This window comes from Sphingobacteriaceae bacterium (assembly GCA_002319075.1).
Classification (GTDB): domain Bacteria; phylum Bacteroidota; class Bacteroidia; order B-17B0; family Aurantibacillaceae; genus Aurantibacillus.
In genome coordinates this window covers 1,259,573-1,276,387 of record NVQB01000001.1, presented here as the reverse complement: position 1 = coordinate 1,276,387, position 16,815 = coordinate 1,259,573, and the positions used below count along the sequence as shown (strand labels likewise).

Here is a 16,815-nt window from a genome sequence, read left to right as displayed (position 1 = left end):
TTCTTACATTTAGGCATTCCAAAAATTTAAATGAAAGAACTCATTAAAAGCTCAAGAATAAGCTCCATAGATTTTATGCGCGGGCTTGTTATAGTGATTATGGCAATTGATCATATCCGTGATCTTTTGCACACTACTTCTTTAACCAACGATCCGCTTGATCTTGCTACAACCACTCCGGCTTTGTTTATGACACGATGGATTACGCATTTGTGTGCTCCCATTTTTGTTTTTCTAGGAGGCGTTTCGGCTTACCTGACATTTATAAATCAAAATGATCTTTCTAAAACAAAAGGGTTTTTGCGAAGTCGCGGTATTTTATTAATGATTCTGGAAGTAACAGTCGTAGGTTTTGGTGTGTGGTTCGATATTTATTTCCGTACTTTTTTATTTCAGGTAATCTTCGCTATAGGCGCAGGTTTCTTTATCCTTTCTTTTCTGCTCAAAATTCCAGCAAAAACACTTGGATTTATTGGACTCGGGATAGTTATTCTTCATAATCTTACACCGCAGGTACACATCAATAAAGAATCGGCATTAGGATTTATTTGGAGCTTATTATTTGATCGAGGCTTTTTTAAAATGGGTGAAGAGCGCGGATTGATGATTGGTTATGCCATTATCCCCTGGTTAGGAATTTTATTATGCGGCTATGGCTTCGGACAAGTTTTTACTTTTGAAACTAAGAGGCGATCCCGTGTTTTAATTTTAACGGCACTTGCGGCACTTTTTACTTTTATTATCCTGCGGTTTTTTAATGTGTATGGCGATCGCAAGCCATGGTCTTTACAATCTACGCCTTTAAACACTTTTTTTTCTTTTATTGATCTTACAAAATACCCACCCTCTTTGTTATATGCCTGCGCAACTTTATCGATCATGTTCTTTGTACTGTATTTAGTAGAAAGTAAAGACAACAGGTTTATCAGAATTTTCGTGGTTTACGGACGTGTACCTATGTTTTTTTATATTCTGCATTGGTACATTATTCATATTTCGATGTTTGTAATGATTCGGCTGCAGGGGGTAGAGTGGGCTGAGATGCCGTTTGGCATTATGCAATTTGGTAGACCAGAATCGGGCGTGGGTTTAACTTTACCTTTTATTTATTTGTACTGGATGTGTTTGATCATCTTCATGTATCCTTTGTGCAGGTGGTATGGTAATTACAAGCTTACGCACAAGCACATCAAGTGGCTCAAATATTTTTAAAAGTGTTTATATCTTCGTAGAAGCTTTTAAAATCCTCTGAGGTGCTGAAATAGGAAATTTGGTTATCTTTCTCTTATGAAAATTTTACAGGAAATTATTTTTTCTTACGCGAAAGTGCAGTTGCTGGATGCAAAACTAGTGCGCATAGAGGTATTTGGAGAGCTTGTGATTGACGGAAAACGAACAAAAGAGCTGAACGATGCGATCGGCATTTTATCTAAGGGAAAAGAGATCCTTGTATTAATGATGGCTGAGGAATTAACCCAGGTAAATGAAGAGGCGATGGCTTTTTCGGCGAGCGAAGAGGGTCAGAGATATACGATCGCCGATGCTATGGTGGTTAAGTCTATAACACAACGCGTTATGGCGAATCTTTATTTAAGTCTGAATAAACCCCAAAAACCAAGTAAAATCTTTAATTCTGAAAAAGATGCCGTCAAGTGGCTGTTGTCATTGGAAAAGGTGAGAGTTAAAGTTTAAATTTTAAAATTTAATAACAAAATCTTGTAAAACAGCATTTGCAAATAACTATAATTAATAGTAATTTTAAACTATAAATTATAGCAATGAGCAAAATTTCTTCCAATATCCGTTTTTTACGAGGCCTGAAAGGCTTGTCACAAGAGCAATTAGCCGACGAGTTACAAGTTACCCGATCCCGCATTGGCGGTTACGAAGAAGCTCGTAACGAACCCCCTATTGATTTACTTATTCGCCTGTCGGAGTTTTTTCATATTGCTATCGATGCACTTGTAAGAGGCGATCTTAAAAAAACAAATCTGGATGGCTTAATGAAAGTGGGCAAGAACCGTATTTTATTTCCCATACTTTTAGATCAAGATGGAAACGATATGGTAGAGCTCATTCCTTTAAAAGCATCCGCTGGGTATTTAAGGGGTTATGCTGATCCTGATTATATTGAAAAATTACCACAAATGCGTTTGCCATTTTTACCAACAGGCAAACACCGCGCTTTTCCTATTAAAGGTGATAGCATGCCGCCTATTAAAGAGGGTTCTTTTGTGATAGGAAAATATATCGAGAAAGCGGAAGATGTAAAATTAGGAAGTACCTATGTTATCGTTACAAAAGACGATGGCTTGTCGTACAAACGTATCATGAATTTTAATAAAAAAGAAGGAACCTTTGAATTACATTCTGATAATAAAGTTTATCAACCCTATAAGGTAAAGTTGAGCGAAATCCTTGAAATTTGGGAATACACATGTTGTATTAATATGAATCAATATCAAAATGAAGAACTTAATCTGGATAGCATTATGAATATGTTACGTGGGCTGAAGGTAGAGTTGGCTGAGATTAAGAAGGAGAAAAAACTTAATTAAAAGTTAATCAAAGTCAATTTACTAATTAACATTTATTCTCAGAAGCCTTTAACTGTTAATGTAGGAAATGTGCAATTTTTTCATAATTTAGTTTAATAAATCCAACATAACTAACTATGAAAAAAGTGTACAAAAACCTACTGGTCGCAGCAACCGGCATACTCGCCTTTTCTGCGTCCGCACAAGTCTCAATTTATGGGTTTTCCCAATACCAGGGAACCTACCTGCCAATTACAGGAGGAACTGTATTTGCAACTTCTACTACTGACGACGGAGCATTCGTTAATCCTGCCAACCCAACTTTAAATCAAACTACCGGCCCGGGTATTCCTATTGGATTTAATTTTACTTTTAATTTTAATACCTATGATGTTTTTGGTATTGACAACAACGGGTGGATTGCATTTGGTCAGTCTGCATTAACCCCAAATCCGGTCAACCTAAATAATACCGGCCTTGGAGCAGGTATTTCAGGGGCAAGCACCGCTCCTGCCATTTTACAAAACAGGGTGTCTGCTTTTGGGAGAGATTTAGTATCTAACAATGGAAGCTTAAGAGTGCAAACAGTGGGTTCTCCACCAAACCGCGAATGTGTTATTCAATGGACTAACTACCGTGTTTTTTTAGGGAACGATTTTCTTAATTTTCAGATCCGTTTACAAGAAACAACCAATGTAATAAATATTGTTTATGGTTCGCAAACGATCACAAGTACAACAGGCGGCCAGGTAGGTATCAGAGGAAATTCAAATGCTGACTTTAATAACAGAAGCGTTGTGAGTCCAACTGTATGGGCCAGCTCTATTCCTGGAACTGTTAATACTGATGTTTGTAATATCAATACCTCTGGATTACAACCTGTAAGTGGTCAGGTTTACGAGTGGACTCCACCACCACCATGTTCAGGAGCACCGGCTAGTAATACAGTTGCGTCCACATTTTCTTTAATTTGTCCGGGCGGTGCGTCTACCTTAAATCTTGTAAACTCTTATACAAACACCGGTATCAGTTATCAGTGGTACGTTTCAGATCAATCAGCTGTAGGGCCCTTTACTATCGTTCCTACTGCAACTAACTCTTCTTATGCTGCCAGCAATGTAACGGTAACGAGTTACTACCAGGCGGTAATTACATGCAGTGTGGGACCACAAAGTTCAACTGCTACACCTTATGGTGTAAATATTGCCGGCGTAACAATTAATACGGTGCCTTATTACGAAGGATTTGAAGGTATTACGGTGAACAACCAGTTGCCAAACTGTTCATGGGCTGCCAGTAATTTACCCACCATTAATCAAACTTACACTGTAGCTGCAGCTAACAATAGAATTCCGCATACAGGATCTAAATTTGCTTCATTCCGCTTCGGTACAAATGCCGCGGGAGATTATTTTTATTCTAACGGCGTTCAAATGGAGCCAGGTGTTACGTATTCGGCGGCTGTTTGGTACATTACTGACGGCGCACTTGGTTGGTCTAATCTTTCATTAAACCTGGGATCAACGCAATCTACTGTAGGATTAACTACAATTGCTTCCGTAACCCCAGTTACAGGTACTTTCTACCAACTTTTATCAAACACATTTACTGTAGCAACGTCGGGAATTTATTACATAGCCATTAAATGTATTGGAAATAGTACTCCAAATTTCTTAACATTTGATGATTTATCTGTCACAATTCCTTGCTCGTTAAATGCGCCAACTGTCTCTTTAACCACAAGTCCGGCTAATCTTTGTAGTGATCAGGATATTACTATTTCTGCTACCGGTGGCGATGAATTTACCTGGAGCACAGGCGAAATCGCTCCTTCTATTACATTCATTCCTTATTCGACTAATGTAAATATCAGCGTGGTAGCCACTAACACAGCATCCGGTTGTTCAACAACTGTAACACCAATGCTTACAATAAATCCTTCACCCGTTGTTTCAATTTATGTTTCAACACCATCAGTATGTTTGGGCTCATCGGCATCATTAGTTGCTTTGGGTTCAGCTACTTCTTACAGCTGGAGTACCGGATCTACGAATTCAACAGCAACAGTTGCTCCAACAGTGGCAACTTCTTACACGGTAACCGGTACAAACAATATCGGCTGTAAAACATCTGTAGTAGCAACGATTGGTGTTAATCCTTTGCCTCCTGTAACAGCAGTGAGCTCTGCACCTAACGAACTTTGTGCAGGTGAAACGGCAACGTTAACCGGAAGTGGTGCTATCAGCTACCAATGGATCAATAACTCTACAATTATCCTTACACAACAGGCTTTAGTAAATCCGACGTCAAGCACTGTTTATACATTAACAGGAACTGATTTCCGTGGTTGCTCAGCTTCAGCGCAGGTAGCGGTGAATGTTTCAGCTTGTGTAGGTTTAAATGAAATAAGTTCTGAATTAACCGGGGTTAACCTTTATCCAAATCCAACCAATGGTCTTTTCACTGTTGGCTTAGCAAATGGTGTAACTAAACAAGTAATTGTAACGGATGTTACAGGACGTGTTGTTGTTAATACAAAATCTTCTGAAGATCAAATAAACGTAAGTGTTGATGGTCTTGCAGCAGGTGTTTATTCTGTAAAAATTACTTCAGGTAATGCAAACAAAGTAATCAAGCTTATAAAAAACTAATATACAATTCCTAATAGAAAGGGAATGGTGCATTGCATCATTCCCTTTTTTTATGGCGTATGCTTGCAATATATCGTTTAAATTTTTACCAGCTACGTAATCTAATTTATATCTGCAGTGAATAGCGTTCAAAAAAAAACATGACCCAGAAAGCTCTAATGGATTATAGTATCAGTATCTTAATAAGCGGATGATAGATTACACAGGTGCCAAGAAAAATAAAAATTGATGACATAACCCAGTTCTTCTTAAGTGAATCGGTTTTGCGGAATAATAAAAAATCAAGAGTCAATACTACTATTAGCTGAGTCCAAAAAATAAAAAACATCTTATAAAAATGGTGCATTATATACATTTTGTCAGATAGTCTATTTAAGCAATTACACTTTTCTAATTGATAGCTATTAGTTGAGTCATTGTACTTAAAATTATATAATTCTGTATCGCCTTATTCTTTTTCTACAACTAATTGCAGCGCTCGTGCGGTTATATTCTTAAATCTTATGGAGTCAGAAGTGATTTCCTGTTTATAGAATAGGTTGCCTGCTGTGGCGTCATTAAAAAAATAGAGACAGTCAATACTAGGGGGAAGTAGGTAGACGCTGACAGTACGCTGCATTGTATCGAGTTTAAGTTCAACGTCCCTAGTATAGCTTACGCCGCTGTAGAGGAAGTCGGTTCCTTTGATAAAAGAAAAACATACAACAAGAAAAGCGACACAGTATTTAACAAGCTGCCTTAACATAGATGTGATTAATTAAACTCTCTAATTTAACGGTACTTTATGGTTTTCGTTTTATAAGCTAGGAGTGAACAAAAAAAGCAGGATAATTAATTTATCCTGCTTTTTTTAATGCTTAGCTAATTAAGAAGATTGTTTGCTTTGCATTCTGCTTTTCAAAGCAGAAAAAATAATCGGTACCACGGAAATAAAAATAATTCCAAGGCAAACCAAATCAATATGTTTTCTGATAAAATCAACTTTTCCTAAAAGATAACCGGCTGTAGTTAAACTGCCTATCCAAAGAGCCCCACCAAGAACGTCGAAGCTTAAAAACCTTTTATAATCCATTTTGCCTACGCCCGCTGCAAAGGGTGCAAAAGTTCTAACGAAAGGAACGAAACGGGCCATGATGATGGCTTTAGTGCCGTGTTTTTCAAAGAACTCATGCGTTTTGTCAAGGTATTCTCTTTTCGCAATGGGACGGCCTTTTAATTTGAGATCAAAAATTTTGACACCAATTTTTCTTCCTATCCAGTAATTACAATTGTCGCCTAATACGGCAGCAATGAAGAGAAGAATTAAGAGATAAGACATATTTAAATGCCCGGTTCTTGCAAATAATCCTGCAGTAAATAAAAGAGAATCGCCGGGTAAAAATGGCATAGCCACTAAACCGGTTTCAATAAATATAACCAGGAAAAGAACGGTGTAAATAGCCGCTCCATAATTGGCAAACAACCAATCGAAATCGAGGTGTAAGATGTGTTTAAATAATTCTACCATGGGTTTATTTTTCTAATCCGATTTCTTCAATATATGCAAGAATACCACCTTTAAGATTGTAAAGGTTGGTGTAGCCTAACTGACTTTCTAAAGCTCCAATAACAGTTGCACTGCGTTTACCGCTGCGGCAATGAATTACAACTTGTTTATCTTTTGAAATTTCATCAGCGCGATCTAAGGCTTCACCCATAGGAATTAAGGTTCCATTCAGATTTGCTTCGTCAAACTCGTGCTCTTCGCGCACATCAATCAATTGAAAATCCGCTTTCTCGTCGATGAGTTTTTTTAATTCCTGTACTGTAATTTCTTTCATGTTATTAAACTATTAAAGGGGTTGTTTCATTTCTTCCGGTAAAAAAGTAAAGAAGGTGTCTCCGCGTAACCCTAAACGTAAGGTTTCTAATGGAATAACATCGTCAACACCAATATTACCAACGTTTACATTGCATCCGAATAATTTTAAAAAATAAACCTGCTGACTTTTTTGAGGGGTTTCCCAGATGATATTTTCAATCTTTACTTTATTTACAATGCGGTTGATAAGCATAGTGTGAGCACTTCCATTCTTGTGAAAAATACCAACAGTTCCGCTTTCTCTTGCTTCGGCAATCACTTTAAAAGCACCAGCCTGCAATTCATTCAACATCATGTTAATCCATCGCGCAGGGTGAATGATCACGCCTTCTTCTTTACTGCCAACTTCACTTAACACGGTGTAATCTTTTGCAAGAATGCTTATATATTCGCATTTCTTTTCGTGATTAATTTCAACACTGCCATCGCTTACTTCTGCAGAATCCAATCCAAGGTCAGCAATGTATTTTCTGTAGTCGTCAAATTTGTTGCGTGCTATAAAAGCTTCGAACAAGGTACCGCCCACATAAACTTTCATGCCGGCATCTTTATACAACTTAATTTTATCTTTTACATTCTTTGTAATTAAAGAGGTTCCGAAACCCAGTTTTACAAAGTCAACGTAGTCGGCCGACACGCTGATAAAATCTTCTGCCTGACGCAGACTAATCCCTTTATCCATTACCATAGTAACACCGTTTTTACGTGGGCTGGTTGTGCGTTCAGGTAAGTGGGAGAGGTTGAAGTTATATTGATTTGCCATAATTATTTTTTGAAACCGGAGATTAAATTTAAAATTTCCTGGTCATTTTTTAAAACAGGTGCGTATTCAAAAATTTCGTCGTGTTTTGTAAAATCCATATCCATAGCGCGGGCTAAAATATCGAGTGATTCTTTACGACGGTGTTTATCTAATAATATTATAGAGAGACGGTAATACAGTTCAGCAACATCCGGAAATTTCTTAATGCCTTCGTTGAGGTTTTTAATAGCGTCGTCTACGTAACCGTTATGGTGCAAAAGTTTAGAGTAATCCAACCATACGTCGTAATCGGGGTAATCGAGTTCTATAACCCGTTGGTAGGCCATGGCAGCCTCTTCAATAAATCCAAGTTTTTCCTGAACTTCGGCAAATACATACCAGTATTCAGGTTCGTTGGGGTTAATCTCAATGGCTTTTTTAATGTAATGTACGCCTTCCGTTAACCGGTTCATAGCGTCGAGAACAACCCCAATACCTAACCAAGCATCAGCGTTTGCCGGATCGAGTTTTACGCATTTATTGTAGTTAACAAGGGCTTCCTCAAAACGATCGAGGTTTTCGTAACACTCGCCGATGTAATAATAAGTAGTAGGTTCCTGATCTTCGTACTTGAAAGTTTCTTTATAAACTTCAATTGCTTCTTCAAACTTATTTAATTGCGCTAACGAATTTGCTTTATTAAAATAGGCTGAACTAAATTGTTCATTTATAGCCAAGGCATAATCATAGGCTTCAATGGCTTTCTCAAAAAGACCAATGCGTCCGTATCCTAAGCCGAGATTAAACCAGGCAAAATAACTGTATGGGTGATTGTCAATGTATTGCTCAAAGAAGCCAATAGCTTCATCTGATTTTCCGGTAAGGTCGAAGCACAAAGAAAGTTCATTTAATGCTACTTCGTTTTTAGGATTCATCTTGATTGCCTTCTTAAGGTAATAGAGAGCGTCATCTGGCTTGTCTTCATTTAAGAATTCAACACCAAGTGCTACATATACCTCATCTTTTTGATCTGAAAGTGGAATGGCATTCTTGAAATTCTCAATAGCCTGTTCACCCAGACCCATTTGGCTGTAGATGTATCCACGAGCCATATAAAGCTCAAAATTATTGCGTTCGATTTGTTCTACTTCGTTAAGAATGTTGAGCGCTTCGTAAGTGTAATGTTGGCTCGAAAGAAATTGGGCATAACGGATTTTAATGATCGTGGAAAAAGGATAACGCTCCAATCCGTAATCAATAGCCTTTTTGGCCATATCATAATTCAACCACTGAAGATAATAATCTATAATCTCCTCAATATCATCCGCATCAAAAAAATGAACCTGACCAGTGGTCAGCATATCTTCGAAAAGTCTTAAGTTCTCTTCAAATTCCTTGTCATTCAATCCGTCCGCATCATCGTCGTACTCACTCATACCTGTAAATATTTATTTCTGTATAAATACCAATCCTTAAAATTACGGCTATAATTTCATTAAAAAAGATTGATTTTATTAAAAAAATTTATAACAAAAAAGCCTCCTTTTTAACAAAAAGGAGGCTTCAGGAAGAATAGGAATTTAAAAAGATTTTAGCTTAACAAAGCGCGGGAAATCACAATACGCTGTATTTCGCTCGTGCCCTCATAAATCTGCGTAATCTTGGCGTCACGCATCAAACGTTCTACATGGTACTCTTTTACGTAACCGTAGCCACCATGAACCTGAACCGCTTCTGTGGTTACCCACATAGCTGCTTCGCTGGCAAATACTTTTGCCATGGCGCTTTCTTTATCTAATGGTAAATGTTGATCTTTTAACCAGGCAGCATGGAAAATCAATAAACGCGCTGCTTCAATTTTTGTAGCCATATCAGCCAATTTAAACTGAATTGCCTGGTGCTGACTGATTTCTTTTCCAAACGCTTTACGTTCTTTTGAATATGCTAAAGCTAATTCGAAAGCCCCACTAGCAATTCCTAATGCCTGAGAAGCAATACCGATGCGGCCTCCGCTTAATGTTTTCATGGCGAATTTAAATCCGAATCCGTCTTCGCCGATACGATTTTCTTTTGGAACTTTTACATTATCAAACATTAAAGAGTGCGTGTCGCTGGCACGGATTCCCATTTTGTTTTCTTTAGGGCCAACAGTAAAGCCGGGCATTCCTTTTTCAACAATGAGCGCGTTAATACCACGGTGACCAGCTTCTACATTGGTTTGAGCGATTACTAAATAAGTAGATGCGCTATTACCATTCGTGATCCAGTTTTTTGTTCCGTTTAATAGATAATGGTCACCCATATCTTTTGCGGTAGTTCTTTGAGAGGTTGCATCACTTCCAGCTTCCGGCTCGCTCAAGCAAAATGCTCCGATTTTTTCTCCTTTAGCCAAAGGCACTAAATATTTTTGTTTTTGTTCTTCGTTTCCAAATGTTTCCAGTCCCCAGCAAACAAGTGAGTTATTTACGCTCATTACTACACTGCAGGAAGCATCTATCTTAGAGATTTCTTCCATGGCTAAAACGTAAGAAATAGCATCCATGCCACCTCCGCCGTATTTAGGGTCAACCATCATTCCCATAAATCCAAGCTCACCCATTTTTTTGATCTGCTCAGTTGGAAATTTTTGAAGTTCATCGCGTTCAATAACTCCTGGCTTTAATTCATTCTGCGCAAACTCTCTGGCCGCTTTTTGAATCATTAAATGTTCTTCGGATAACTCGAAATGCATAGGGATAATTTTAAGGTTTATATTTTTTTTGTAACCTTGCAAATATAATGGTATAGTCCCATTGCTGCAATTTAATAAGAGATTTATTTTGACCCTGGAAATACACGATAAAATGCTGGTTCTGGGCCTTATGAGCGGCACTTCACTCGATGGCTTAGACCTTGCCTTATGTGAGTTGGAACAGCAGTCTGGAAAATACTCCTATAAAATTATAAGCGCCAAAACAGTTGCTTATTCTAATGACTGGAAAACACGTCTGCTGGAAGCGAAAAATGCCAGCGCCGAGTCTTATTTTGCACTACATGCTGCTTACGGAAAGTACATGGCCGGGGAAGTAAATAGTTTTTTAAAAGAAACGAATTTAAAACCTGACCTGATTGCTTCTCACGGGCACACCGTTTTTCATCAACCCTCTCTTGGTTTTAGTACACAACTCGGTTGTGGCGCCACAATTGCAGCGAATGCAAAAATAACAACTGTCTGCGATTTCAGAAGTCTGGATGTGGCCCTTGGTGGACAAGGCGCGCCTTTGGTTCCTATAGGCGATAAACAGTTGTTTTCCGATTACGACGCTTGTCTTAATATCGGAGGCATTGCAAATATTTCTTACGACGATGTCAGTGGAAATAGAGTTGCCTACGACATCTGTGAAGCTAACATGCTGCTAAATCTTTTAGCGGAAAGAGCAGGAAAGGCTTACGATGAAAATGGAGAGCTAGCACGATCCGGAAAAGTGAACGATTCGCTTTTAAATACACTAAACACTTTTGAGTATTATAATCAGAGAGGTGCTAAATCCATAGGCCGTGAATGGTTTGAAAAAAATGTTGAACTCCTTCTCGAAGATAAAACAGGCACACAAGACCTATTAGCCACGTCTACTGAGCACATTGCCGACATTATTTCAAATGAATTGAATCGCTTGAAACTTAAAAATGTGCTCATTACAGGTGGAGGAGCCTTTAATTCTTATTTAATCGAAAGGATTAAATCAAAAACCCAATGTGACCTTGTTCTTCCTTCGGATGAAGTAATTAATTTTAAAGAAGCTTTAATTTTTGCCTTCCTGGGCTACTTACGTGTTAGTCAGAAAACGAATACGCTTCATACGGTCACTGGCGCTTCCCAAACAAGTGGTGGTGGGGCGATCTACAGCATTTAGATAACAAACGGGTAAAGTATCTGTTAATTTAGTTGGAGGCTATTTAATTTTGAATACCTTTAATTTAACACTAAACCCAATCCCATGAAAAAAATCTACCCGTTTCTTATTCTTGTTGCCTCTTTATTTTGTATAAAATCTTTTTCTCAATGTTCAACTCCAACAACAGTTCCTTACTATGAAGGATTTGAAATCATTACCACTAACAACCAATTGCCTGGCTGTTGGGCAATAAGCAACCCTTCTACCTGCTTGACCTTTACGGGAGCAGGGTGGACCGGGACAGCAGGTGCCGCGTTTTATTATAGTCCTGCACAGTCGAGCTATTTTTACTCTAAAGCTGTTCAACTCTACGCCGGCATTACTTACTCGACCTCTGCGTGGTATAAAGTTTTGTCAAATACTACTATTACATGGACGGATTTTTCGATTCTATTAGGCACAGGTCAAAGTTCTACTGGTGTAGTAACTCTGGCTAGTACAAATGGTGCTGCCGTAAATATGATTTATTCACCCGTAAGTGGCACTTTTGCTGTAGCTTCCAGTGGTGTTTATTATTTTGCTGTGAGGGGCATAAGCAATGGAGTTTCCGGATCATCGGTGCTCTACTGGGATGGGTTTAACGTAATTATTCCCTGCACTATTTCAGCCAATACCCCTAGCGTAACGGTGGTTGCAAATACGAATTCCATATGTCAGGGTCAAAATAATTTTACTGCAACAGCTAGTGGAGCAGATAGTTATTTATGGTTTGACGGAACAACTGCACCAACAAATACAAGTACCAATTCATCTTTTTTCAACACTAGCTATTCTGTAGTGGGCACAAGTACGTTAACCGGTTGCTCGAGCTCAGCGGCGGTTAACGTTTCCCTCTTTCCATCGCCACCTGTTATTGTAACTGGAAGTAAACCGAGCGTTTGTTTGGGCGACAATATAACCTTGGTTGCAAATGGCGCCAATTCTTATTTATGGAGCAACGGAGCTATCTCAGCAGTGATAACAGTCACGCCATCAGCTCCCTCAACTTATACGGTTGTAGGAACAAATGCCAGTGGTTGTAAAGCGTCAGCCGAGTACTCTGTTATCGTCAACCCTCTGCCTGTAATTAATTACAGTGTTTCTGCTTTAACGCCTACGGTTTGTAAAGGAGAAACCGTAAGCTTCAAAGCCGAGGGTGCTGTTAGTTACCAATGGTTTACAAATCAAGGACTTTTTTCAGGGTCGTCCTTTAGCCTTGAAGCTACCAGTGCAACAACCGTAAACCTTACCGGTACCGGGGCAAATGGCTGTTTTGCAAAGGCAGTGTATGTTTTAAATGTGGCTGCTTGCACCGGTATCAAACGTAATGAGGTTACAGAATTTAAAATTTATCCTAACCCAGGTAAGGGCCAGTACATTCTTGATTCCGGAAGTGAGGATTTGAAAACAATAGTAATTAAGGATTTTACAGGCAAGATCGTTTCCAGCAGTCAATCATCTTCCGCTCAAATAAAAATAAATCTTGAACAATTTTGCGCGGGCATTTATAACATAAACATAAGCTCCCTGGGAAAGCCGGTTTCAATCAAACTTATAAAAGAATAAACTCACCATCTAAATAACCACACACCACATGAAAAAAATCTACCTCACACTTACACTGCTTGCGTGTTTATTTTTTACACGCTCATTCTCACAATGCGCAACTGCCACAACAGTTCCTTATCATGAGAATTTTAGTGGCTTCACAGCTAACAATCAATTGCCTGCATGCTGGGCTATTAGTAATCCGACTACTTGTGTTACCTACTCACTGGGTAATGGTTCTGCAGGATTTCTGGATGGTCCCGTTGGTACAAGCTACTTTTATTCGCGGGCTGTAAATTTAAATGCGGGAGTAACCTATTCTGCATCTCTCTGGCACAAAGTTTCTTCGGCTAGTTCTAATTCCTGGAGTGATTTATCCATTATGCTCGGCACAAGCCAGACCTCATCAGGGTTGGTTTCTCTTGCTTCGGTAAATTTTCCTGCTTCTCCTGCCTATGTGGCTCTTAGCAATACTTTTGCAGTAGCTTCAAGTGGTACTTATTATTTCGCCATACGTGGAATAAGTATAAATAATTCTTTCAGTAATCCTTCTTTAACATGGGATGATTTTGACGTTAGTATTCCTTGCACTTCGGCTGGCAATTCCCCCAGCTTAACAATTGTTACAGCTACAAACACATTATGTAATGGACAAACTTATTCTGCTACTGTAAGTGGAGCTGATACTTACAGTTGGAGCAATGGCTCAACGGCATCGAGTTTTACCGCAATGCCTAATCAAAACATGCAATATTATGTTATAGGTACCAATATGCTTAGTGGTTGTTCCGCGACTTTAAATGCTCCGTATGTAACACTGCTGCCTGCTCCGGGCATTGTGGTTGTCGGAGATAATTCTGTTTGTTTAGGTGCTAATATAGGTTTGCAGGCAAATGGCGCCACCTCTTATTCGTGGAACACCGGCGCCACATCAGCAGCAATAACAGTAACTCCAGCAGTTACTACTATTTACACGGTAACCGGGACAAACTCAAGTGGCTGTTCATCAATCGCGAATTACACTGTTACCGTTAATCCTTTGCCTGTATTTACATACAGCGCTTCAAAATCATTGAGTACTCTTTGCAGGTTTGATGTAATAACCTTTACAGCGAGCAGCGCAGGTAGTTTGAGTTATACCTGGTCAACCAGTCAGGGAAATGCTTCCGGCACGCTTTATACATACACGGCAGCCATTTCTAATTCCATAAATCTTATTGGTATGGGTTCTGATGGTTGCAAGAAAACAACGGCTATCTTCTTCTCTTCAGACAATTGTAGTGGATTAACAAGCAACTCTTCAGCTTCGATGTTTAAAGTTTATCCTAATCCGGGCAGCGGAGTTTATACTTTTGAATCCGAAAATTCAGAAATGAAATTCGTGGAAGTAATTGATCTAAGTGGAAGAATTATTCTTAGCACGCAAACTACCAGTAAAAAATTAAAAATAGACCTAAAGGAATTTTCAGCGGGTGTTTATTACGCTAAAATAAATTCAGCAGGAAAAACAGAGACACTTAAACTTATTAAAGAGTAGAGTTTGTTTCATAAAAAAAAGCCCCGCAATCATTGATTACGGGGCTTTCTTTTTGAAGCTATTAGATGGCTGCCATCAATAAATTAATGTCTTTAAAAGGAAGATGAAATGCTTCTCCTAAATATTGGTTAGTAAGAATACCATTGTAAATATAAACCCCGTTTCTTAAACCGGCATCTTTTCGCACGATGCCATCAAAGCCACCTTCATCACCCATGTTTAACATGATCTGCGAAAAAATATTACTGAAAGCATAAGAAGCTGTTCTTGCAACACGACTATTGATGTTTGGCACGCAATAATGAATTACTCCATGTTTGCGAAATACTGGATGTGTATGGTTGGTTAATTCTGAAGTTTCAAAAACACCTCCCTGGTCAATGCTTACATCGATAATAACCGAACCAGTTTTCATTTCGCTCACCATATTTTCTGTAACAATGCAAGGTGTGCGTCCGCGTGTAGCGCGCAAAGCACCGATCGCTACGTCTGCTGATTTTAAATGTTTTTCAAGTACTTTCGGAATAATAACAGAAGTAAACACACGACTTCCCAGTTGACTTTGTAACCTTCTTAAACGGGAAGTTGAATTGTCGAATACTTTTACAGTTGCTCCAAGGCCTATGGCGGCACGCGCTGCGAACTCACCAACGGTTCCCGCGCCGATAATAATAACTTCAGTTGGAGAAATGCCGCTGATACCGCCTAATATGGATCCAACGCCATTGTTTACATTGCTTAAGAGTTCGGCTGCTATTGTAATACTTGCGCCGCCTGCAATTTCTCCCATAGCGCGGATCACCGGAAAAATTCCAGCTTCATCAATGATAAGATCGAAGGCAACACAGTTTAATTTCTTAGAGATTAATTTTTTCAGGAAGTCCTGTGGTTGAACAGGTAATTGCAAAGCGCTATACAAAGTTTGTTTCGGCTGCATCATCTCAATCTCTTCCAGGGTAGGAGGAGCAATTTTTAAAATGGTGTCTGCTTTGTAAACATCTATTGGAGAATGAACAATTTCTGCACCAGCCTCACTGTAATCAGTATCTTCGAAATTAGCAGCTTTTCCGGCACCGGCTTCAATAACTATGCGGTGACCGTTATTAACCAGTAAGGCAACAGCATCAGGCACCAGTGGCACCCTGTTTTCCTGGAAAGCAATTTCTTTTGGAATTCCAATATAAAGTTTGCCTTTTTTTCTGGCAACTTCGAGCATCTCCTCCTGTGGCGCAAAGCCGCCTTTGGTTAGAGAATAAAGTACATCTTTTGTCATTACCATAGTTTCCTTTTTTTAATTAGAACGCCGGTCCCTTATAAACAGGAGCGTTACAGTCGTCAATTCTTCTTTTTCTTGGACGGTAAGTTAGTCCCACACGTGTTTCAAAACTACGTGCACGAACATTCGTATTTCCATTATATTTATGCGGAATAATATCTGGATTCCAGTGTTGCTCAACAAATACGCCAATTTTTTGTGTCACAGGAAATTCATAACCAACAGCTAAATCCCCGCTAAACCAAAATTTAGGAAAACTTGCAACAACGTCCGGGTAAACAGTAGCGGAACTTCTAAATAAATACTCTAAGCGAACTCCCGCCATGAAATACCAATGAGCATTCGAAAAAATGGGATTCCAGAATTTAATGTAGTTATTCCATTGAATGTATGTGAGTTTATTATTACTGTAAGCACCAGATCTTTCTCCTGTATAATAATTCAGAACTCCCATTTCTTTAGCACCTTTATTCATGTACTCAAGCTCGGTTTGCCAGCGCACATTTTCATTGCGCGATAATTCTAAAAAAATACCGGCACCCCAATTCAGAAATTCTTTGGAGACATGCGTTTGAGGATAAAAACGGTTGTAAACGTAAGGTGTATCGGCCTTTTGATCATCATCTTTGTTTCTGTATTCATGTTTTGAAACAGTTAAAGCTCCAAATACGCCAACACCCTTAAAAAGTTTTTGCGCCGGGATCTGCAGCGACAAAAGAAAGATTAAAATTGTAATTATTTTTTTCATG

The 16,815-nt window shown here is 38.8% G+C and carries 15 protein-coding genes; 7 read left to right on the top strand and 8 right to left on the bottom strand.

Annotated elements, in window-relative coordinates:
• Positions 1-30: 30 nt before the first annotated feature.
• From CNR22_05765 to CNR22_05750, 4 genes are all read left to right on the top strand, one after another.
• The gene (locus tag CNR22_05765; protein PBQ31290.1) at positions 31-1,212 is read left to right on the top strand and encodes a hypothetical protein; all 1,182 of its coding nucleotides are present in this window, start codon (positions 31-33) and stop codon (positions 1,210-1,212) included.
• Between the two features lie 75 nt (positions 1,213-1,287).
• Entirely contained in the window at positions 1,288-1,692 is a 405-nt protein-coding gene (locus CNR22_05760; GenBank protein ID PBQ31289.1) for a hypothetical protein, read from the top strand.
• A gap of 86 nt (positions 1,693-1,778) precedes the next feature.
• Entirely contained in the window at positions 1,779-2,558 is a 780-nt protein-coding gene (locus CNR22_05755; protein ID PBQ31288.1) for an XRE family transcriptional regulator, read from the top strand.
• A gap of 116 nt (positions 2,559-2,674) precedes the next feature.
• Complete coding sequence (locus CNR22_05750; GenBank protein ID PBQ31287.1) at positions 2,675-5,188, top strand: hypothetical protein; 2,514 nt, start codon at positions 2,675-2,677, stop codon at positions 5,186-5,188.
• 448 nt (positions 5,189-5,636) lie between these two features.
• Here the strand turns inward: CNR22_05750 and CNR22_05745 are convergent, their stop codons facing one another.
• The 6 genes from CNR22_05745 to CNR22_05720 all read right to left on the bottom strand — a co-directional run bounded on the left by CNR22_05745 (position 5,637) and on the right by CNR22_05720 (position 10,522).
• Positions 5,637-5,933, bottom strand: a complete 297-nt coding sequence (locus CNR22_05745) for a hypothetical protein (GenBank protein ID PBQ31286.1) — start codon at positions 5,931-5,933, stop codon at positions 5,637-5,639.
• Positions 5,934-6,053: 120 nt separating this feature from the next.
• On the bottom strand, positions 6,054-6,695 hold the full coding sequence (locus CNR22_05740) for a hypothetical protein (protein PBQ31285.1): 642 nt from the start codon (positions 6,693-6,695) through the stop codon (positions 6,054-6,056).
• A gap of 4 nt (positions 6,696-6,699) precedes the next feature.
• A complete protein-coding gene (locus tag CNR22_05735) occupies positions 6,700-7,008 on the bottom strand; it encodes an NADH oxidase (GenBank protein ID PBQ31284.1) in 309 nt (102 codons plus the stop codon).
• Between the two features lie 12 nt (positions 7,009-7,020).
• On the bottom strand, positions 7,021-7,812 hold the full coding sequence (locus CNR22_05730; GenBank protein PBQ31283.1) for a phosphosulfolactate synthase: 792 nt from the start codon (positions 7,810-7,812) through the stop codon (positions 7,021-7,023).
• A gap of 2 nt (positions 7,813-7,814) precedes the next feature.
• On the bottom strand, positions 7,815-9,227 hold the full coding sequence (locus tag CNR22_05725; protein PBQ31282.1) for a hypothetical protein: 1,413 nt from the start codon (positions 9,225-9,227) through the stop codon (positions 7,815-7,817).
• A gap of 155 nt (positions 9,228-9,382) precedes the next feature.
• A complete protein-coding gene (locus CNR22_05720) occupies positions 9,383-10,522 on the bottom strand; it encodes an acyl-CoA dehydrogenase (protein PBQ34833.1) in 1,140 nt (379 codons plus the stop codon).
• 112 nt (positions 10,523-10,634) lie between these two features.
• Here CNR22_05720 and CNR22_05715 point away from each other — a divergent pair, with 112 nt between their 5' ends.
• From CNR22_05715 to CNR22_05705, 3 genes are all read left to right on the top strand, one after another.
• On the top strand, positions 10,635-11,684 hold the full coding sequence (locus tag CNR22_05715; protein ID PBQ31281.1) for an anhydro-N-acetylmuramic acid kinase: 1,050 nt from the start codon (positions 10,635-10,637) through the stop codon (positions 11,682-11,684).
• An 84-nt stretch (positions 11,685-11,768) separates the two neighbouring features.
• Complete coding sequence (locus CNR22_05710) at positions 11,769-13,271, top strand: hypothetical protein (protein PBQ31280.1); 1,503 nt, start codon at positions 11,769-11,771, stop codon at positions 13,269-13,271.
• 28 nt (positions 13,272-13,299) lie between these two features.
• Positions 13,300-14,790, top strand: coding sequence for a hypothetical protein (locus CNR22_05705; protein ID PBQ31279.1), 1,491 nt, complete (start codon positions 13,300-13,302; stop codon positions 14,788-14,790).
• A gap of 61 nt (positions 14,791-14,851) precedes the next feature.
• On the opposite strand, the gene CNR22_05700 is transcribed toward CNR22_05705, so the two are convergent.
• Together CNR22_05700 and CNR22_05695 are read right to left on the bottom strand one after the other, a co-directional pair.
• Entirely contained in the window at positions 14,852-16,069 is a 1,218-nt protein-coding gene (locus CNR22_05700) for an alanine dehydrogenase (protein PBQ31278.1), read from the bottom strand.
• Between the two features lie 16 nt (positions 16,070-16,085).
• Positions 16,086-16,814: a hypothetical protein gene (locus CNR22_05695; GenBank protein ID PBQ31277.1), complete on the bottom strand. Its 729-nt coding sequence runs from the start codon at positions 16,812-16,814 to the stop codon at positions 16,086-16,088.
• Position 16,815: the final 1 nt, after the last annotated feature.